The organism is Dyella sp. C11, assembly GCF_003121485.1.
Lineage (GTDB): Bacteria > Pseudomonadota > Gammaproteobacteria > Xanthomonadales > Rhodanobacteraceae > Dyella.
On record NZ_QAVX01000004.1, the window covers coordinates 183,750 to 203,558 of the forward strand.

Consider the following 19,809-nt stretch of genomic DNA (forward strand, 5'->3'; position numbering starts at 1 on the left):
AATCAGGGTGGAAGCGAGGTCCAAAAAAATCATGGTGGCATGTGCCTGTTGCACGTCTAGGCAGGTGAGTCTCGCTGAAACAGTCGGCGTGGCGCCTACACGATAGCTTCACGACAGGCATCACAAATTCTCAGTAATGCAAGAAGTTACGACCCTGGTCAATTGACAGTGAACTGAGCACGTCGTTAGAAATTGCTCCATCCGTGCGCAATGTACGGGCCAAGGGGACAACTATGCTCGGTTTGGTGCAGGGACGCCGCAAGGCGTGGCTCAATGCTGCGTCGTGCAAACCGTATTCGATGCTTGTGGCTGTTGCCGTGGGTGTGCTGTTTGCAACGGCGGCTTACGGCCAATCGAGTGGCGTGGAAGCTTACGAGGAGTTCGGCAAGCGTTTGCGCGCGGCGCAGGAAGTGACGCCGCTGAAATCTGATCTTTTCGGCGATCACGTGAGCCTTTACAACGGCTCCGTCGAATTCGACGTCACCGACATCGACATTCCCGGAAATAGCGCGCTTCCCGTGCAGTTTGGCCGTCGATTTGAAATTGAGGATCGACGTCTGCCGACCGGCCACTTGGGTGGCATGGGCGACTGGGACGTTGAGATTCCCTACATCGACGGTGTGTTTACCCATGAAGATGGATGGACGGTCCAGAGCTCACTTGCCAATCCGCAACAAAGCTACAGCCGATGCAGCCTGACCAATACGCCCTACATGTTTCTCTCTGGAACACAGGATTGGGCACCGGCCGTGTCGGTATGGGACGGCAACCAGCTGCATATTCCCAACGGCGTGTCGGAAGAACTTCTCGCGAATACCGAAGCAAAACTTCCTGCTGTCGGCGACGGTGGAACCTACCCATGGGTGACCAAAAGCTATAACCGTGTGAGCTGTTTGGCGGGCACCGCCAACGGCTACCCGGGCGAGGCGTTTTCGGTTCTCACGTCATCGGGAACCCGCTACACCTTCAATTGGGTGGTCGTGAACAACACGTCCGACCTGATCTATCAGACGTCCGCGAGCGGCACTGGCACCGTGAAAGAAGGGGTGCAGCGTGATCGAATCTTCATGCTCGCGACGCAGGTGGTTGATCGTTTCGGCAACTGGGTCAAATACAACTACAGCGGCAACCAGCTGACCAGCATCACGGCCAGTGATGGTCGCGAAATCGACATTACCTGGTCCGGTGGCCTGGTCCAATCCGCGACAGCAGTGTCGCCAACTTACGGATCGCGCACCTGGACCTACGGGTATTCAAACGGCAATCTCTCCTCGGTCACGCAGCCGGACGGCTCGATATGGTCGTATAGCTATACATCCGGATCGCTGGCGACAACGAAAGTTTCGGATGTTTATGACGGCGGCCAGGTTCACTGCCAGCTAGAGCCCGACGGCAATACCGGCGGTTTCGTATACGCCATTACGTCGCCATCGGGCGCCACCGGCACATTCAACTTCTCCTACTCTCGGCACTACCGCACCATGGTGCCCAAGTCGTGCTTGCCGGCGACCAATCCACTGACCAACTACCCGTTGGTCTACAGCTATTTCGACAATTTCACGCTGACTTCCAAGCAGATCACGGGCGCGGGCATTGGCACGCAGACCTGGAGTTACAGCTACCCTGATCCGCCGGGCGGCTATTACCCCGCGTCGGATCAATACGTCCAGACCAGCGAAACGTATATTCCGCCCGGTGATTGTTCCGGCTGCACCATATCGAAGACCGTCACGGTGACGGAGCCGGGCGACATCATCAAGTACACGTTCGGCACGGCTTACGCCCGTAACGAAGGCTGGCTGCTGTCGACAGAGACCGACGCTCTGGACGGGACGGTCAAGAAAGTCGTCACCAATACGTATCTGACCGAAGACCAGGTCAGCGCGCAATTGTTTGCCGGTAATGCCGGTACGCAAGTGCAGCCGTCTTTCAAGAACCCGATGGTCAATCGCATTCGGCCCGTGACGATGACGACCACGGTGCAGGACGGTGACACCTATACGAACCAGACCGAAGCCTTCGATGTGTTCGCGCATCCCTCGCAAACACTGCGCTTCAACAGCATCGCTGGACAGTCATCCATTGAAGAGCGCACCACGTATCTCAATGATCTGCCGCACTGGGTACTTGGGCTCAATCAGCAGGTCGACAACCTCACGACCGGTGAAACGGAAAGCAGCAACACGTTCGACCTGTCCAATGTCACGGTGACAGCGAAGTATCACTTCGGCTTATTGCTCAAGTCCTACACGTATAACGCGCAAGGCCAGGTGGCCTCGGTGACGGACGGTCGGAACAACACGATCGCTGTCAGCAACTACATGCGCGGCTTGCCGCAGACCATCAACTATCCGGACAACACCAGCCAGTCGCTCACGGTTGATGAGTTTGGCGACATCCGCTCGGTGACCGACCAGGCCGGGAATACCACGTCCTACAGTTACGACGCGATGGGACGCGTCTCGCAGATCACTTATCCGACGGGTGATGAGCAGTCGTGGTATCCCAAGTCGTTCACCTATGCGGTGGTCGGTGGTAGTGAGCGAGGGATCAGCGGAACGCATTGGAGGCTCACTGCAACCAAGGGCGACAACGTCGTTGTCACGTACTTCGACGCGATGCTGCGACCGTTGATCTCGGACACCTCCATTGGCAGCGATCCCAGCTCGCATATCACGATCGAAAGCAGCTACGACTGGAAGGGACGCAAGACGTTCGCCGCGTTTTCGGTGTCGGGTAGCCCCAACGTCGGCGCCACCGCCGGCACGCACACGACGTATGACGAACTCGACCGCGTCACGGAGGTGGACGAGACTTCTGAGCTCGGCACGTTGACGACGAAGACGGCGTATCTCGCCGGTGCACAGCAACAAATCACCGATCCCAAGAACTACGTCACCACCACCGCTTATCAAGTCTTCGACCAGCCTTCGGAAGACAAGGTCATCCTGGTGCAGGCGCCGGAAGGCGTGAGCCAGAGCGTGGCGCGCGACATCTATGGCAATCCGACGACAATCCGCCAGTGGGGCAATTACGCCGGTCAGACCATCGACCTGAGTAAGCAGCTCATTTATGACGCGCAGCATCGTTTGTGTCGCACCATCGAACCCGAAAGTGGCAGTGAGGTGTCGCACTACGATGCCGCCAACAATGTCGATTGGCGCGCGACCGGTCTTTCATTCGCCGATGGCACGTCGTGCGACCAGGACCAGGTCGCCGCGACGGCGAAAACCCAGTACTCGTACGATGCGCTCAATCGTGTCAGCCAGGTTTTGCCGCCTTCGGGTACGCAGAGCACCACGTTCGGTTACGACGCGCTGGGCAACAAGAATTACGCCGCGTCGGGCATCAGCATTTGGTCGGCCAATCGCAACAAGCTGGGCCTGATCACGGATGAGACCCTCAACGTGACGGGCAACGGCTCGAACGTGCTGCGCTACGGGCACGATGCGTACGGCACGGTGCGCACCGTGACTTATCCCGATGGTCTGGCCATCGATTACGCGCCGGATGCACTCGGTCGTGTCAAGCAAGCGGGCAGTTTCGCTACGGGAGTGAGTTATTTCCCGGACGGCAACGTCCAATCGTTCATCTATGGCAACGGCACCCAGTATCTGGCGGAAGAGAATGCGCGCCAGTTGCTGAGCAACTTCACCTACGGCAAGACCGGCACGCTCAATCTCAGTGAGGACGTGGTCTACGACGCCAACGGCAACATCACCAACATCAACGACCTGGCAACCGGGCAGCGCACCAAATCGTTCGGGTATGACGGTCTCAATCGTCTGACCTCGGCGCAGGCGAGCAATCTATGGGGTGCGGAAAGCTACACCTACGACCCGCTCAACAACATTCAGACGCGCACCACGGGTGGCCAGACCTACACGTACAACTACGACGCCACCAATCTGTTGCGGTCGATCACCCTGGCCGGTGCACCGGTCAACACGTTCGGTTACGACCCGCGCGGCAATGTCACCAACAAGAACGGCAACACGTTGGTGTTCGATGCACTCAACCAGCTGCTGCAGATTCCGGGTTTCGACAGCTACGCCTATGACGCGGCCGGTCGCCGCGTGCAGAAAACGCCGGTCAACAGCACCACACCGGTGTTCTATTTCTACAACCAGGCCGGCCAGTTGCTTTATCAGTACGACGCCAGCAATACCAAGCTCACGGATTACATCTATCTCGGCAAGAAGTTGATCGCCCGCAACGAGACGATCGAATTCCCGGCGCCCACCGGCATCAGCTTCGACACCAATCCGAACAACGGCACGTACACGATCAGTTGGGCTGCGGCCACGGGTGCCACGAGTTATACGCTGCAGGAAAGCATCAACGGCGGCGCCTGGGCCACGATCTATACCGGCAACGGACTCAGTCAGGCTGAGAGCAACCGTGATGGCGGCACGTATACCTATCGCGTGCAAGGCTGCAAGACGGGTATGTGCACGGCGTGGACATCCTCGGCCAGCCTGGGCGTAACGCCGGCGTTGCCGACCATCACCGTACCCACCAGCATCACCAACGGCACTTACACGGTGAGCTGGAGCACACCGCCGGGCGCAACCACTTTCGACGTGGCTGAAAGCCTCAATAGCGGTGCATGGACCGTCATTGCATCGAATACGTCGGCGAACTCGATCGCGCGCCCGGGCACGACCACCGGCAGCTACACCTACCAAGTAACGGCCAAGAACAGCTATGGCAACCGCGGTGCGGCCACCTCAGCCGCGGTGACTGTGGACACCACCTACGGCGTGGTGCCACCGGCATCGGCCAGCATCACCGTTCCTGCTACCAGTAGTGATGGCACCGCAGCGATCAGCTGGAGCGCGGTCACCCAAGTCACGCATTACATCGTCCAACAAAGTAGCAACGGCGGTAATAGCTGGACGCAGATCTACAACAGTACGGGCACCAGTACCGCTCTCAGTGGCCTGGCCAACGGCAGCTATGTCTTCCAGGTACAGGCCTGCAACAACTACAACTGCGGACCGTGGAAGCAGAGCGGCACCCTGGTCGTCACACATCCGCCAGCCAGCGCGCCCAGCATCACCACGCCGGCCAACAACAGTACCGGCAATTACACGGTCAATTGGACGGCGGTATCCACTGCGACGTACTACGTGCTTCTTGAGCAGGTCAATGGCGGCACACCGGCCCAGGTGCAGTCCACGGGCGCCATCAGTTGGACCGCCAGTCGCGGCAACGGCACCTACGTGTATCAGGTCAATGCCTGTAATGCGGGCGGATGCAGTGCACTGAGTGCCGGCGCCCAGACGGTCGTCGCGATCCCACCGGCGGCACCGGCAAGCATCAGCGTGCCAGGTACGAGTAGTGGCCCCACTACCCTGTCGTGGGCGGCGAGCGCCAATACGACCAGCTATCAACTGCTACACAACTTCAACGGCGGTGGCTGGACCAGCGTCTACAACGGAAGCGCAACCAGCACCGTCGTCAATGAATCGGCCACGGGTTCCTACACCTACGAAGTCCGGGCTTGCTACAGCGCGCAGTGCAGCGCTTACGTCACCAGCGGTGCTGTAGCGGTGACCATTCCACCGGCGAGTTCGCCCACGGTGTCCGTACCGTCGACCAGCAACAACGGTCAGTACACGGTGAGCTGGACGGCGGTGGCCGGGGCGACCACGTACTACGTGCAGGAGCAGGTCAACGGTAGTGGCTGGACGCAGGTGGTTTCCGGAGGCGGCACCGCTTGGGCACCCAGCGCCAAGAACAACGGTACCTACGGCTATCGCGTGCAGGCGTGTAACGCGGGCGGCTGCTCGGCATGGAGCGGCACGAGCTCCGTCGTGGTCTCACTCAACATGCCGCTGCCGGCCAATGGGCAGTCCTACTGGCACACGTACACGATCTCGACCACGACCGGAAACATGGCGATCGGCTTCGACATCGTTGGCGGGAACACGTGGGAGGTTTATTACATCCAGCCAGGCACCGTGCATGGCGTCATGGCCTCGGGTGCCACGCCGCCGTATGCAGTGACCGTGCAATACACCTGGACGCTTGTGGGAGCACCAGCAGGCTTCAACGACGCGGGTGGCTCATTCACTAATGGCGCGCCATCGCAGGTGAATGTCAGCAGCAATCCGAACAGTTGGTACACCACCAATTCGTGGAACAACCATTCCGGATCGCATGCACGGACGTATCAAGTGCGCGTGGATTTCTTTAGCGCGACAGGGGCGAATATTTCAAGCTCTACATTTCAATTGACGGCAGATACTGAAGGTGCTGGGTCATGAGCCACAAGCCTAGTGCCTACAACGACTTCGGGCGCCATTTTGTTCGCAGGCACCCAGAGCTCGATCGCGCACCGTTCCCTTCGCGAATGGCAGCTATGAATTCCGCACGCCGCCATGTCGCGATAGATATCGGAGACTCATGTCCGATCGCTGGGAAATTGCAGTCCAACCTTCAAGCGGCGAGACGTCCGATGAGCGCAAGAACAATGCTCTTTTCCGTGATCCTGCTGGCCCTCGGAGCGTCATCAGCCGCAATGGCAACAACCACTACTTACATATATACAGACACTCAAGGAACGACGATTGCAGAGGCTGATTCGTCTGGCAACGTGACTGCAAATTATGACTATCACCCGTATGGCTCGTCATATAGCGGAGGGGGCATGGCCCCCTCCAAGGACGGTATCGGTTATACGGGTCATGTGAACGACGCGGACACGAATCTCGTATACATGCAAGCGCGCTATTACGATCCAAGTTTGGGAAGATTTCTGAGTGTCGATTTCGTGGCGCCTGAAGCGGGAGACTATTTCGGGTTTGGCCGATACGGCTACGGGCGGAACAACCCGATCCTCAACATTGATCCTGACGGGCGTCAAAGCGAAAGTGTATCGATGACCGAGGTCTACCTTAGGGATGGTTCCACCATTTCTGTACCAACGAGGATTGCGGGGCAAGTAAAAGCTGCGGACGAAGTCCATGCCAATCTCACCGATGTGAACAACCCCAATATAGATCGGAAAGGTGCTGCCAAAGCTTTGGATAAAGTTGGCACAGGAGCAACGGTGGTCACGTTGTCGACATCTGAGTTGCCACCCGTCGCAGCCGTGGCTGCGGTCGTCGACGAAGTGACGACTGTCGGCGCATTTGCGTTCGATCCCACAGCCGAGCGTTTGGTGAGTGTCGCAACGCTAGGCTTGAACAAAGTGGCGAAAGCCGGCACAAAAGGTAGCGAAACGGCGGCCAAGATCTTGGAGAATCAAGAGCGAATCAAAGGAGTTGGTGAGCTCGCGGATAAGGCAGCGGAGGCTCAAAATGAGCACGCTAACAAGGAGGGTGAGGGGAAGAGCAGCGGAACCCCGGCAAAACCTCAGCAGAGCATTATCAATTGGTGGGGTCCGCAGAGCCCAGGGGGCTCGGATCGAAGAGATGATCCTACAAACCTATGATTCCCTCTTTTGGACTTAAAAACAAAGGAAAAAATGGACAAGCCACTTCTAGCCCTCAATTTAGGCCTGAGCACATTGGGTGTATTGGTCGCCGCTCCCATTTTTCCAGGCTATTCTGCCTTTCTAATTCTTCCCCTGGTAACCGGAGCTATTGCTTTTCGGTTATTTGAGATGCCGAAGAACAAGTACCTATTTCTCGGGCTTGCCATCGCATCATTTCTCATTGGATGCCTATTACGGTTCATGCCGCGCGCAAATTCCGGTGGGCTAGGAGACGGTGGCCTAGTGTTATTGGCCGTCTGCTGGCTACCCTGTGTATACGTATTGCACAGGATGTGGAAATCTGAATCGCGATTGCACGCTACGAAAAGCGATATCTAGGCGCAAATAGAGCATTGAAGTGAAACGTAGGTGCCTTAAAGTGCCATGACGCTATCGCCTTGACGTGTTTTGCTTTTGGTTTTGGCGAGTTGGGGGCTTAAGGCCGTGCATATCTGAGAATGGGATAACCTCAGTCATAGCACATAGCAAATGCTCTTCCACAGGCATTGCACCAAACCTAAGCGTTGTCCATCATGGTGCAATGAACGATAAGGGCTCGCGTGCATGGGCGGAGCCGTTGGCGACCGGGGTGGCCTTGGCAGATGCGGGGCTGCGTCTGCTGTGGGTCAATCCGGCGCTGGCGGAATTGCTGGATATCGGTCCGCGCAGCGCGGTGGGGCAGTCATTGGCGGTGTTGCTGCATCGGCCGGAGTGGATGGCGCAGGCGCAGCGCGCCTTGCGCGAGCCATCGCCGCATCAGTTGCGCGGGATCGAGGTGCCATCCGCGCGAGGCGAGATGGCGCGGGTGGATGTGTCGATGCAGCGGCTGGCCAGTGGCGAATTGTTGCTGGAAGTTCACGCGTTGGCGCCGCCGGCTGCCTCCGATACGCCGATCTCGGCCACGCTGCGCGGTTTTGCGCATGAGGTGAAGAATCCCCTCGCCGGTTTGCGTGGCGCCGCGCAGTTGCTGCAGCGGCGCGTTGACGACGAACAGCTGCGCAACCTGGCGGGTCTGGTGATTGCGGAAGCCGATCGCCTGGCGGCGCTGGCCAATCGCCTGCTGCATCACGGCGGCGCCGCTCAACTCGGCGAGGTGAACATCCATGAACAACTCGAACGCCTGGGCGATCTGCTCCAGGCTGAGTCGTCGCCGCCCACGATTCGCCACGACTACGATCCGAGCCTGCCGGATATCTACGGCGACGCGGATCGCCTGCTTCAACTGCTGCTCAACCTCGCGCGCAACGCCATTGAGGCGGGCGCAAAAACGCTGGTTTTCCGCACGCGTGCCGAACCCGCCGTGCGGTTGGGTGAACGCACGGCACGCATGGCCTTGCGTGTCGATGTCATCGACGACGGCCCGGGTGTGCCTGAGCCCTTGCGCGACACCTTGTTCGAACCGCTGGTGTCCGGACGCGCCGATGGCAGCGGCCTTGGCCTGGCGCTCGCCCGCGAGATTGCCCGTGACCACGGCGGCGAATTGCGCCACGTGGGGCGCGCTGGCGAAACCACGTTCTCTCTTTATCTGCCGATGGGACATACCCATGACTGAGTCACGCACCGAGATCTGGATTGCCGATGACGACCGCGGCGTCCGCTTCGTGCTGGCCGAAGCGCTGCGTGACGCGGGTTTGCCTGTGCGTGAATTTGGCGATGCGGAAGAAGTGCGCGCCGCCTTGCGCACGTCGTCTCCCGCCCTGCTGCTCACCGATGTGCGCATGCCGGGCGAAGGTGGACTGGCGCTTGTGGCTGCGTTGAAAGCAGACGGCGTCGGGCCGGTCATCGTGATGAGTGCGTTCACCGATGTCGCCACCACGGCCGCGGCATATCGCGCGGGCGCAGTGGATTACCTGGCCAAACCGTTCGACCTCGACCAGGCCGTTGCCGCCGTGCAACGCGCGCTGGCCGATGTGCCGGTGGCTTCCACGCCCGTGACGACCACTGCGCCCGCGCATGCGCTGCTGGGTGAAAGTCCGGCGATGCGCGAAGTGTTCCGTTTGATCGGCCGCGTGGCTGCCAGCGACCTCAACGTGCTGATCACCGGTGAAACCGGTACCGGCAAGGAACTGGTGGCGCGTGCGTTGCACGAAGAAAGCGCACGACGCGACAAGCCGTTCGTTGCGCTCAATACCGCAGCCATTCCCAGCGAGCTGCTGGAAAGCGAATTGTTCGGGCACGAAGCAGGCGCATTCACTGGCGCCACACGCCGCCACGCTGGTCGTTTCGAGCAGGCCGAAGGCGGCACGCTGTTCCTGGACGAAATTGGCGACATGCCGCTGGCGCTGCAGACGCGGCTGCTGCGCGTGCTCGCAGGTGGTGAGTTCTACCGCGTGGGTGGCCGCGAGTTGATTCGCGGCAACGTTCGCATCGTGGCGGCGACGCATCAGGATCTGGATGCGCGCGTGGCCTCGGGTCAGTTCCGCGCCGACCTCAAGCATCGCCTCGACGTGGTGCGCATCGAACTGCCACCGTTGAGTCAGCGCCGCAGCGACATTCCCGTGCTGGCCCAGCATTTCCTCGCCAGCGCCGCGCAGGAATTGCGTCTGCCGCCGAAGCGTTTCTCCAAGGCTGCGTTGAAGGCGATTGCGCAGCGCGATTTCCCCGGCAACGTGCGCGAGCTGGAAAACCTGTGCCGCCGCCTTGCGGTCATCGCGCCGGGCAACGAGATATTGCCGTCGGACCTCGGTTCGAGCCCGACCACCGGCACGGCGGGCGGATGGACGGACGGGTTACGCGTATGGGCCTCGCAGGCATTGGCGGATGGTGAGATTGATATTCATACACGCGCCCGCGAAGCATTGGACCACACGTTGTTGCAGGTAGCGCTGGAGGCGCACGAAGGCCATCGCCAGCATGCTGCTGCAGCCCTTGGCGTAGGCCGCAATACGCTGACACGAAAGCTTGGTGCATCGCGTTCGCGCCGGCCGTCCAAATCCTGAGAGATCGATCATGAGCATCGCCATTCGCATCGCCGATCGCGGCGACATCGAACACATCGCGCAGTGGAACACCGCGATGGCGTGGGAAACCGAACACAAGGCGCTGGAGCCAGCCGTGATCCATCGCGGCGTGACGGCAGTGTTCGACGAACCGCGTCGCGGCTTCTACCTGCTGGCCGAGCGCGACAAGGAACCCGTCGGTTGCCTGTTGGTAACCTATGAATGGAGCGATTGGCGCGCGGGCGACTTCTGGTGGATACAGAGCGTCTACGTAGTGGAGTCCGCGCGTCGCGAAGGCGTGTTTCGCCGGCTGTACGAAGAGGCGAAAGATCGCGCGAAGCAGGCACGTGCTGTGGGATTGCGTCTTTACGTGGAGACGGAGAACGAACGGGCGCAGCGCACGTATGCGGGGCTGGGCATGGAGCGGTGTCACTACTTCATGTACGAAGCGGAATTCTGAGGGGGTTGTCGCGCACAAGTGCGCTCCTACAAAGAGTGTGCGCCCTTGTAGGAGCGCACTTGTGCGCGACAGGACGCCCCTCAGGCAACCAGCAACTGCCTGCTGAATTCTTCCGGCGGAATCGCGGTACCAAACAGGAAGCCCTGCAGCAGCGAGCAACCCGCGCGGCGCAGATGTTCGGCCTGGGCGGCGGTTTCCACGCCTTCGGCGACCACGCTCATGTCCAGTCCGCGCGCCATGGTGATGATGGCGTCGGTAATGGCCGCGTTGTCCGCATCGCTGGCAATGTCGCGCACGAAGGTGCGGTCGATCTTCAGCGCATCGATGGGGAAATACTTGAGGTACGAAAGGCTGCAATAGCCGGTGCCGAAATCATCCAGCGCCAGGCTCACGCCCAGATCCTTGATGCCTTGCATCAGCGCGCGGCTCTGATCGCCGGCGGACATCACCATGCGCTCGGTGAGTTCCAGTTCGATCAATGACGGCGGCAGCTGCGCTTCTTCCAGTGCGGCCTTGAGCGTCGCGTGGAAACCCGGATGCTGGAACTGCGGCGCGGCCACATTCACTGCCACCACGATGGCCTTGCCGGCGCGGTACCACTCGCCGGCCTGGCGGCAGGCTTCGCGGATTACCCATTCGCCGATGGGCACGATCAGGCCGCTTTCTTCCGCCACCGGAATGAACTGGTCGGGCATGTACACATCGTGGCCATCGACCTGCCAGCGCAACAGCGCCTCGGCACCGACGATGGTGTTGGTGAGCGCATCGACCTTCGGCTGGTAATGCAGGTGCAGGTCGCCACGCTTGAGCGCCTTGCGCAGGTCCTGCTCGATGCGCAGGCGCGCGGCGGGCAGTTCGCTCATCTGCGAGGTGAAGAAGCGGTAGTCGTTGCGCCCCTTCATCTTCACTTCGTACATGGCGATGTCGGCATTGCGCAGCATCACTTCCGCTTCCAGCGCATCGTCCGGATAGACGCTGATGCCGGTGCTGAAGGTGATGTTGAACTCGCCCATCTTGCTGGCCGGCGAGGCCTGCCACAGGCGCATCAGCTTTTCGCACAGCTGGCTGGCACCGGAGCGGCCATCCACGTGCGAGAGAAGAACGACGAATTCGTCGCCGCCGATGCGGCTGACGGTGTCTTCGTTGCGCAGGTGATGCCGCAGGTGGGCAGCGAAGGCGCGCAGCAATTCATCGCCGGCGGCATGGCCGAGTGCGTCGTTGATCAGCTTGAAGTGATCGATGTCGATGTGCAGCAGTGCGGCTTCGTCATGACGACGCACGGCAGCAGCGAGCACCTGTTCAAGGCGCGACTGCAGCAGGCTGCGGTTGGGCAGGCCAGTAAGCGTGTCGTGCTGGGCGAGGTGCGCCATCTTCAACGCCAGCGCGCGTGTCTCGCTTACGTCGTGGAACACCAGCACGCCACCGATGACGCTGCCGGCGTGGTCGTGGATGGATGCGGCGGAATCCTCGATGGGCGTTTCAAACCCGTTACGGTGCAGCAGCACTGCATTGCCCTTCAGCTCGACGATGGCGTCGCGCGCGATCGCATCGAGCAGCGGGCTGTGCAGCGGTTCGCGCGTGCGGCTGTCGATGAGGCGGAACACTTCGCTCATCGGCTTGCCCACTGCCTCGGCCTGGCTCCAGCCGGTCATCGCTTCGGCGATAGGGTTGAGCGAGGTCACGCAGTGCTTCAGGTCGGTGGTGATCACGGCATCGCCGATGGAGCGCAGCGTGACCTCGGCCAGTTCGCGTTCGCGGAACAGGGCTTCTTCGTAGGACTTGCGTTGGCTGATGTCGAGAATCTGCGCCACCGCGTGATAGGGCTCGCCCTTCACGGCGCGCACCAGTGACACGTTGAGCAGCACATGCACCACGTGCCCGTCGCGATGGATGTAGCGCTTTTCCAGCTGGTAGGTTTCGCGGTGACCTTCGCGCAAGGCGCGCGTCAGCTCGCGCGAGGCGGGCAGGTCGTCGACGTGGGTCAGGCCAGGTAGCGTACGCGACAGCAATTCTTCCTCGCTGTAGCCAAGCATGTCGCACAGCGCTTCGTTGACGCGAAGCATGTGGCCTTCCGTGGTGACCAGTGCCATGCCGATGGGTGCGTGCTGGAACGCGCCGAAGAAGCGCTGCTCGCTTTCGCGCAACTGCTGTTCGAGGGCGTAGCGCGCGGTGATGTCCATGAATACGGTGAACACACCACGGACATGGCCGTCGCTGTCCACATCGGGCTGGAAGTTGCCGTGCACGTAGAACAGTGCATTGCCGGCCTGGAGCTCGCCTTCATACACCGAGGGCTCGCCGGCCAATGCCTGGTCCAGGCTGGAACCGGCACGCTGCAGGTTCCAGATGCCGATGATCTCATCGACCGTGCGGCCCAGCATGCGTTGGGGATCAATGCCCAGCCACGACTGGTGCGTGGCATTGGCGAAGCGGAAGCGTCGCTCGGTATCGATGTAGGTGATCAGCGCGGGTGCGCCCTGCAATACATGCGCTGGCCATTGGGCCTCGCCTCCTGCAGGGACGAACTCGTGATCGGTTTGGCGCATCTGGGTTTCGGCCCGGTGGCGCACCCCCCGCGCCTTATCGACGCATCATGCGCCAATTCGGGGGGCGTTCGCACTATCCGTGTGGCCAGCCTCGTCAGCTTTTATTCGGGCAGGTGCAGCGGCACGGACAACGAAGGTGCATCGCATCCCTGTTCACGGGTGAACAGGGATGCGTCAATCATCAGTGGAGGGCGTCGGCCGGCGCGCCGAGCTGTCCATCCGCATCGAGCAGGATGCAGCCCAGGGCATGCACATCCGACGCAATGCCGTAGCGATCCGCCAATGCGGACACCAGGGGTCCAAGCGCCTTGGGATGCAGCGGATAACCATGCGCCAGCACGCGGGCACGGCCGCCATCGCCGCGCTGCGCGACGGTTACCGCAACCACGCCAAGGCCCGGCGCTTCATGAGCGTACAGCGCGGGCGCATCGTAGCCGGCATCGGTATGGCCGAAGGTCTCGAGCAAGTATCCGGACGTGGGTTCGCCATCGGCGAGGACGAGCGGCAAGTGATGCGCGCCAAGCAAGGCGGCGTACTGGCGCAATTCGAACAGCAGGCCGGCGAAGTCGTGGGCGCGCTGACTCACGTCCCCGGGCTGGTGACGCAGCCAGTCGAGCGGTGACTGCGCTTCCACCTTGCCCTCGTGATAGCGCAGCGTGAGGCCGCGCGCGCTCATGGTGGTTTCATCGCGATAGGGTGTGAGCAGCGCCGACTCCAGTAGCGTCCACAGCGGCGCGAGGTTGACGTGCTCGTACTGCACGCAGGTCAGCGCGAGCAGGTCGTTGCGGCTGAGGTAGCGCGCGTGTTCCAGGCGGACGCCCAGCGTGCGCATCAGCCAGTCCGCGGTGCGGGCACCGGCCTCGCCACGGCCCACCAGTTCCACTTCCAGTTTTTCCGACAGGCTCTCGGCGAGAGACTCGGGCGCCAGCAGCGACATGGGCAGCAGGCGCATCGGGCCATCGGCGAAGGCCGCTTCGGGCTCCAGCGGCTGCGCCGGCATGTGACCTTCATGGGTGCCAAAGGCCACCACGTTGTCCAGATGGCCGCGCGGCACGCGACGGGCCAGCTCGTCCAGGGTCGCCCACACCGGGAAACCGGGGCGCAGCAATTCCACCGCATCGAACAGCGCGCCGGCCACGGCCAGGCGGGCTTCGCTTACCTGGGGCACCAGCGCGTGGAGGTCCTCGGCGACCAGCGCGGCGAGCTCGGCGGCCTCGTCACGGCTCAGCGTACGGTGCGAGGGCGTGTCGCCGGCGGACAGCTCCAGCGCCAGGACCACCGGAAGGGCAACGAGCGTTTGAGCTTCCACGATCACGAACCCGAACAATAAAGAACCGAATTCTAGCATCTGGGCGGTTTTGGGCTTCCGTGCCGTATCGGGGCGGGTTAGCCTTGACGACTCGGCTTTTTCGGACTGCTCCAGCCATGGAAAACACGCTCAAGCGCGTCGGTGTGATCGGCGGCGTACGTATCCCGTTCTGCCGCAACAACACCGCCTACGCCGACGTCGGCAACTTCGGCATGTCGGTGAAGGTGCTTGGGTCGCTGGTGGAGCGTTTCGGCCTGCATGGCCTGGAGCTGGGCGAAGTGGCGATGGGCGCGGTGATCAAGCACTCGTCCGAGTGGAATCTGGCCCGCGAGGCCGTGCTGTCCTCGGGCCTGGCGCCCACCACGCCTGCCATCACCACGGCGCGCGCCTGCGGTACCTCGCTGGACAACGCCATCATCATCGCCAACAAGATCGCCACCGGCCAGATCGAAGCGGGCATTGCCGGTGGTTCGGACACCACCAGCGATGTGCCCATCGTGCTCGGTGAGCGCCTGCGCAAGCGCCTGCTCGCCATGAACCGCGGCAAGACCTGGCAGGACAAGCTGCGTGCGGCCACGCAGGGCTTCTCGCTGCGCGAACTCAAGCCCGCCTTTCCCGGCGTGGCCGAGCCGCGTACCGGCATGTCGATGGGCGACCACTGCGAAAAGATGGCCAAGGAGTGGCACATCGCCCGTCAGGCACAGGATCAGCTGGCGCTCGACAGCCACCACAAGCTGGCGGCCGCGTATGAAGCGGGTTTCTTCGAAGACCTGGTGGTGCCGTTCCGCGGTTTGAAACGCGACGGTTTCCTGCGTCCGGACAGCACGATGGAAAAGCTGGCCTCGCTGAAGCCGGCGTTCGACAAGAGTTCGGGTCACGGCACGCTCACGGCGGGCAACTCCACTGGTCTTTCCGATGGCGCTGCCGCCGTGCTGATGGGCACCGAGGAGTGGGCCACCAGGCGCGGCCTGAAAGTGCAGGCATGGTTTCGCGATGCGGAAGTGGCGGCCGTGGATTTCGTGCACGGCGAAGGCCTGCTGATGGCGCCCACCGTGGCCGTGCCGCGCATGCTCGCGCGAAACGGCCTTACCCTGCAGGACTTCGATTTCTACGAGATCCACGAAGCCTTTGCGGCGCAGGTGCTGTGCACGCTGCGTGCATGGGAAAGCGCCGATTACTGCAAGAACCGTCTCGGCCTGGACCATCCGCTGGGCGCCATTGATCCGGCCAAGCTCAACGTCAACGGTTCCAGCCTGGCCACGGGCCATCCGTTTGCCGCCACCGGCGCGCGCATCGTCGCCACGCTGGCCAAGATGCTGGAACAGAAGGGCTCGGGCCGCGGCCTGATTTCCATCTGCACGGCCGGCGGCATGGGCGTCACCGCCATTCTCGAGCGCTGATCGGCCCGGTACGCGGCTGGTTGTTGCATGTTTCGTTTGCGCACCACCGTCAGCCTGAGCCTGCTTGCGTTGGCCATCGGCGTGGCGGGCACGTTCTGGTTGAGCACGTTGACCGGCGACTGGAAAGGTCCGGCTGGCATGGTGTCGGCCTCGCGCGATCCGGTGCGGATGGTGTTGCGTCGGCGCCATGCGCGCCCCGTCGAACATGGCGCCGCCATCGATCATCCGGCGAGCGCACCGATGCCGGTGCCTTCCGAGGAACGCCTTCCCGCGCTCACACCCGTCGAAACGCCGTCCTTGCCCGCGCGTTGGCTGCAACGCAGCGTATTCGCCAATGGGCGCGTGATGTTGCGGCTTACCGTGGACGGTGAAGGCCGGGTAGCGCAGTCGACCGTGGCCGAATCCAGTGGCAACGCAGCACTCGACGATCGTGCGTTGCAGACGGTAAGCCGCTGGCGCTTTGCCGTGCCCAGCGATCATCCCGAGGGTTTGAGCGGCGTGGTGGTGATGCGCTTCGACGACAGGCCTGCCGCGCCGCCCTGACCTCACCCTGGTGTCGTGGGAGCACACCCTGTGCGCGACAGTCGTTCGCAGGAGCCATCGCGCACAGGATGCGCTCCCACAGGTGACGGCATCGCCCCGGTTACAGCACGCCCTGCACGCCCGCCCCGAACGCCGTGATCAGGCGCGTGTAGATCAGCTTCGGCGATACGTCCACATCGGGGAAGTCACCCACCGGCGTGTAGCAACTGAAGAACGCGGGATCGCTCGGACGCATCGGCGTGCAGCCGGCCTTGAGTTCGTAGCTGGTGGCGTAGCGGTACGGCCATAGGTCGAAGATGGGCAGGCTTGCGGAGAAGTCGCCGATGGCCATGCTCAGGCTGCTCTGCTGGCGCGGTGCGATCACCCATGCATTCTCCGGCTGCGTGTCACGCAGGATGCTTTCGCGCAGCTCGGTGGCGAAGCGTGCGTCGTACACGATCACGCCCGCTTCGGTGTTGTAGTGGTCCGAACGCGGGTCGAAATTGTGCGAACCGACCATCGCGAAATCGTCGTCCACCACAATGGATTTGGCGTGCAGTCCAAAACGGCGTCCCGGCGTGGTCAGCGGTGCCGGGCGGTTGCGCCGTGCACCGCTGCGACTGGCGAGCAGGCCGCGTTCGGTACCGACGCGTCGATGGGCCGGCGTGCCATCCGTTGAAAGTGGCGGTCCTTCGTCGTCGGCGGCATCCGCGTTGTCTTCGGCGGGGCCGGCGGCGTGTGGCTTCATCTCGTAGATCTCGAAGCCGAAGTCCTTCAAGTAACTCTTGCGGTGTTTGTACGAGAGGGCATAGACCGCGAAAGCATCGGTGGAAGCCAGCGAATTGGTCGACACCACGATGCGTGGCGGCGACGCTCCCTGATGCAGCCGCTCGAAAATCGCCTTGGCGCGGTCGCTCAACACCAGGTACGGCGTCTGCAGCACCACTTCATGTTGTGCGGCACCGACCATGCGCATGAGGTGCGTGGTGAATTCGTGGGCGCTTCGCTTGTCGGGTTGATCCGTTTTAGCCGGCAGGTCGCTGAAGAAATCCACGCGACCGGTACGCAGCGTGTCGGACACCAGCACGTCGTCGATCCAGGCCGGATCGCTGGCTTCTTCCATCACGCGCGCCACGCGCTGCGGATGCGCATAGTGCGGTTCCGGCATGGGGCCGGGGTGGATGTCGTCGAGCAGGTAGCGATTCACATCGCGCAACTGCGTCAACGGCGTGGAGCGTTTGTGGTGCCAGAACGTCTCGAAACTGCGGGCCATTTCGTGTGCTGCCGGGCCGCCCACCATCACATCGCGATCGACGTAGTCGAAATCGTTGTCCCAGTCGAAGTAGCGATCCTGGTAATTGCGCCCGCCGGTGATGCCGATCAGGTTGTCCACCAGCAGCAGCTTGTTGTGCATGCGCTGGTTGAACGTCATGAAGCAGCACACGATGCTCGCGCTGAACTCCACTGCCGAGGTCTGCGCTTCGTGGAACGTGGGGTTGTACAGGCGTACTTCCAGGTTCTCGTGCACGGTGGCGAGTCGTTCGAGCAGCACCGGGTCGCCGAAGGAGAACAGCTGGTCGGCAAGGATGCGCACCTTCACGCCGCGTCGCGCCGCCTTGATCAGTTCGTTGAGCACCAGCTGGCCGGCGTCGTCCTGGTCCCAGATGTAGGTCTGCACGTCGATGCTGTGCTGCGCGGCGCGAATCAGGTTGAGCCGCGCCACCATCGCCGCCTCGCTGTCGTTGAGCAGCGTCACCACATGCACGGGTTGATCGGGCGTGGAGTCGGCCATGGCCTGCTGGCCGGCATCAATCAATGCCGAGTCGATGGCGCAGTGATCGTATCGGTCGCAATCAAGCTGGCGCGGTGAATCGGTGGCGACCACGACATCGGCGCGGTGCACGCGCGAAGGCGACACGCTGCATCCCGAGAGCATCAGGATCGCTGCAAACAATAGGGAGACGGCGATCCCGCGCTGGCGCATGCGCGCATGATACGGGAGAAGCATGACGTTCCCTTGAGGCGCCGCTTAACGCCTGGGGCAGTTAACGCCTGGGGTATTAACGCTTGGGGTAATCCAGACTGATCATCATGCCCAACTGCACCTGGTCCGAGATGGCCGTGCGATGACCGCTCATGCCGAAGTCGCTGCGCTGGATGGTGCCGCGTACGGAAATCACGCATTGCTGCGGCGACGCGAGTGGGCAGTGCGAAGGAAGCACTTCGAAACGCGCTGGCTTGGTCACGCCGCGCAAGGTCAGCGTGCCATCGAGGTCGCCGCCTTTCTCCAGCATGTCCAGCGAAATGGGTTCGGAGACGAAGTGGATCGAAGGAAACCGCGAGGCGTCGAAGAATTCCGGCGCCAGCACCCAGCGACGGACACGGTCCGAACCCATGTGGATGCTGTCGACCGTGATGCGCGCATCGACGATGGCGGTGTCGTGCAGGGCGCTCAGGGTCACGTCGCCGTCGATTTCTTCGAAACGGCCGCTGATCTGGCTGAGCCAGAACAGCTTGACGCCGAAATCGGCGTGGGAGCGTGCGGGATCGATGCGGTAATCGGCCGCCTGCGCTGGCTGCATCATCAGCAGCATCAGCAGCAGGCAGGCGCTGGCAAACGGTAACGTCATGGGAGCCCGAAGGTGGTCATGGGGACCAGAAGGCATCCAAACGCGCGTTGCCGGGTTCAAGCGTACCGTTGAGGTGCAATACCGCGAGACCGCCGGGCGGCATGCCGCGGAACTCGTCGGAACGGCCTTCCACCAGCAGCGCCACCAGTCGTTCGATGCCGGGGTTGTGGCCTACCAGCATGACCGTGCCGGCATCGCCGTGCTGGTCGAGCAACGCCATGAGTTCGCCGGGCGTGGCTTCGTAGATGTCGTCGGCGAATTGGGTGCCTGGCGACTTGCCATAAGCGGCGAGGGCGAGCTCGGCGGTGGCGCGGGTGCGTTCCGAAGGCGAGCACAGCACACGGTCCACCTTGACCCCGTGCGATGCCAGCCATTTGCCGGCGGCCTTGGCTTCCTGCTCTCCGCGTCCGCTCAGGCGTCGGCTGTGATCATCGCCGCCGGACGGTGCCGGTTGGGCTTCAGCGTGACGCAACAGGATGAGTTCTTGCATGTTTGGCTCCCAGTCGTGCCACGCAGGACA

The 19,809-nt window shown here is 62.0% G+C and carries 12 protein-coding genes; 7 read left to right on the top strand and 5 right to left on the bottom strand.

Annotated features, from left to right (window positions below; genetic code table 11):
• The first annotated feature begins 233 nt into the window (after positions 1-233).
• The 5 genes from DK366_RS06375 to DK366_RS06395 all read left to right on the top strand — a co-directional run bounded on the left by DK366_RS06375 (position 234) and on the right by DK366_RS06395 (position 10,882).
• Positions 234-6,272, top strand: a complete 6,039-nt coding sequence (locus DK366_RS06375; protein WP_109124704.1) for a hypothetical protein — start codon at positions 234-236, stop codon at positions 6,270-6,272.
• The gene (locus tag DK366_RS06380; RefSeq protein ID WP_109124705.1) at positions 6,269-7,441 is read left to right on the top strand and encodes an RHS repeat-associated core domain-containing protein; all 1,173 of its coding nucleotides are present in this window, start codon (positions 6,269-6,271) and stop codon (positions 7,439-7,441) included. The genes DK366_RS06375 and DK366_RS06380 overlap by 4 nt, the downstream gene beginning before the upstream one ends.
• Positions 7,442-8,024: 583 nt before the next feature.
• Positions 8,025-9,035, top strand: a complete 1,011-nt coding sequence (locus tag DK366_RS06385; protein ID WP_109124706.1) for an ATP-binding protein — start codon at positions 8,025-8,027, stop codon at positions 9,033-9,035.
• Positions 9,028-10,422: a nitrogen regulation protein NR(I) gene (ntrC, locus tag DK366_RS06390; protein WP_109124707.1), complete on the top strand. Its 1,395-nt coding sequence runs from the start codon at positions 9,028-9,030 to the stop codon at positions 10,420-10,422. Before DK366_RS06385 ends, ntrC begins: the two co-directional genes overlap by 8 nt.
• Before the next feature lie 10 nt (positions 10,423-10,432).
• Positions 10,433-10,882, top strand: coding sequence for a GNAT family N-acetyltransferase (locus tag DK366_RS06395; protein ID WP_109124708.1), 450 nt, complete (start codon positions 10,433-10,435; stop codon positions 10,880-10,882).
• A gap of 80 nt (positions 10,883-10,962) precedes the next feature.
• Here DK366_RS06395 and DK366_RS06400 read toward each other — a convergent pair whose 3' ends face one another.
• Together DK366_RS06400 and DK366_RS06405 are read right to left on the bottom strand one after the other, a co-directional pair.
• On the bottom strand, positions 10,963-13,428 hold the full coding sequence (locus tag DK366_RS06400; protein WP_109124709.1) for a GGDEF and EAL domain-containing protein: 2,466 nt from the start codon (positions 13,426-13,428) through the stop codon (positions 10,963-10,965).
• Between the two features lie 181 nt (positions 13,429-13,609).
• Complete coding sequence (locus DK366_RS06405) at positions 13,610-14,737, bottom strand: hypothetical protein (protein WP_109124749.1); 1,128 nt, start codon at positions 14,735-14,737, stop codon at positions 13,610-13,612.
• 116 nt (positions 14,738-14,853) lie between these two features.
• Between DK366_RS06405 and DK366_RS06410 the strand changes: the two genes are divergently transcribed.
• A complete protein-coding gene (locus DK366_RS06410) occupies positions 14,854-16,137 on the top strand; it encodes an acetyl-CoA C-acetyltransferase (RefSeq protein ID WP_109124710.1) in 1,284 nt (427 codons plus the stop codon).
• 27 nt (positions 16,138-16,164) lie between these two features.
• Positions 16,165-16,680 (top strand): energy transducer TonB, encoded by a 516-nt coding sequence (locus DK366_RS06415; RefSeq protein WP_109124711.1) that lies wholly within the window; start codon positions 16,165-16,167, stop codon positions 16,678-16,680.
• A gap of 100 nt (positions 16,681-16,780) precedes the next feature.
• On the opposite strand, the gene DK366_RS06420 is transcribed toward DK366_RS06415, so the two are convergent.
• The 3 genes from DK366_RS06420 to DK366_RS06430 all read right to left on the bottom strand — a co-directional run bounded on the left by DK366_RS06420 (position 16,781) and on the right by DK366_RS06430 (position 19,779).
• Positions 16,781-18,643, bottom strand: a complete 1,863-nt coding sequence (locus DK366_RS06420; protein ID WP_109124750.1) for a phospholipase D family protein — start codon at positions 18,641-18,643, stop codon at positions 16,781-16,783.
• Positions 18,644-18,719: 76 nt separating this feature from the next.
• Positions 18,720-19,289 carry a YceI family protein gene (locus tag DK366_RS06425; RefSeq protein WP_109124712.1) on the bottom strand — a complete coding sequence of 190 codons (570 nt, stop codon included), beginning with the start codon at positions 19,287-19,289 and terminating at the stop codon, positions 18,720-18,722.
• Between the two features lie 16 nt (positions 19,290-19,305).
• Positions 19,306-19,779, bottom strand: coding sequence for a histidine phosphatase family protein (locus tag DK366_RS06430; protein ID WP_109124713.1), 474 nt, complete (start codon positions 19,777-19,779; stop codon positions 19,306-19,308).
• Positions 19,780-19,809 lie beyond the last annotated feature (30 nt).

Excerpts from the sequence above, each read along its gene's own strand:
- DK366_RS06375 (WP_109124704.1), top strand. The coding sequence starts at position 234 with ATGCTCGGTTTGGTGCAGGGACGCCGCAAGGCGTGGCTCAATGCTGCG.
- DK366_RS06380 (WP_109124705.1), top strand. The coding sequence starts at position 6,269 with ATGAGCCACAAGCCTAGTGCCTACAACGACTTCGGGCGCCATTTTGTT.
- DK366_RS06385 (WP_109124706.1), top strand. The coding sequence starts at position 8,025 with ATGAACGATAAGGGCTCGCGTGCATGGGCGGAGCCGTTGGCGACCGGG.
- ntrC (WP_109124707.1), top strand. The coding sequence starts at position 9,028 with ATGACTGAGTCACGCACCGAGATCTGGATTGCCGATGACGACCGCGGC.
- DK366_RS06395 (WP_109124708.1), top strand. The coding sequence starts at position 10,433 with ATGAGCATCGCCATTCGCATCGCCGATCGCGGCGACATCGAACACATC.
- DK366_RS06400 (WP_109124709.1), bottom strand. The coding sequence starts at position 13,428 with ATGCGCCAAACCGATCACGAGTTCGTCCCTGCAGGAGGCGAGGCCCAA.
- DK366_RS06410 (WP_109124710.1), top strand. The coding sequence starts at position 14,854 with ATGGAAAACACGCTCAAGCGCGTCGGTGTGATCGGCGGCGTACGTATC.
- DK366_RS06415 (WP_109124711.1), top strand. The coding sequence starts at position 16,165 with ATGTTTCGTTTGCGCACCACCGTCAGCCTGAGCCTGCTTGCGTTGGCC.
- DK366_RS06420 (WP_109124750.1), bottom strand. The coding sequence starts at position 18,643 with ATGCGCCAGCGCGGGATCGCCGTCTCCCTATTGTTTGCAGCGATCCTG.
- DK366_RS06425 (WP_109124712.1), bottom strand. The coding sequence starts at position 19,289 with ATGACGTTACCGTTTGCCAGCGCCTGCCTGCTGCTGATGCTGCTGATG.
- DK366_RS06430 (WP_109124713.1), bottom strand. The coding sequence starts at position 19,779 with ATGCAAGAACTCATCCTGTTGCGTCACGCTGAAGCCCAACCGGCACCG.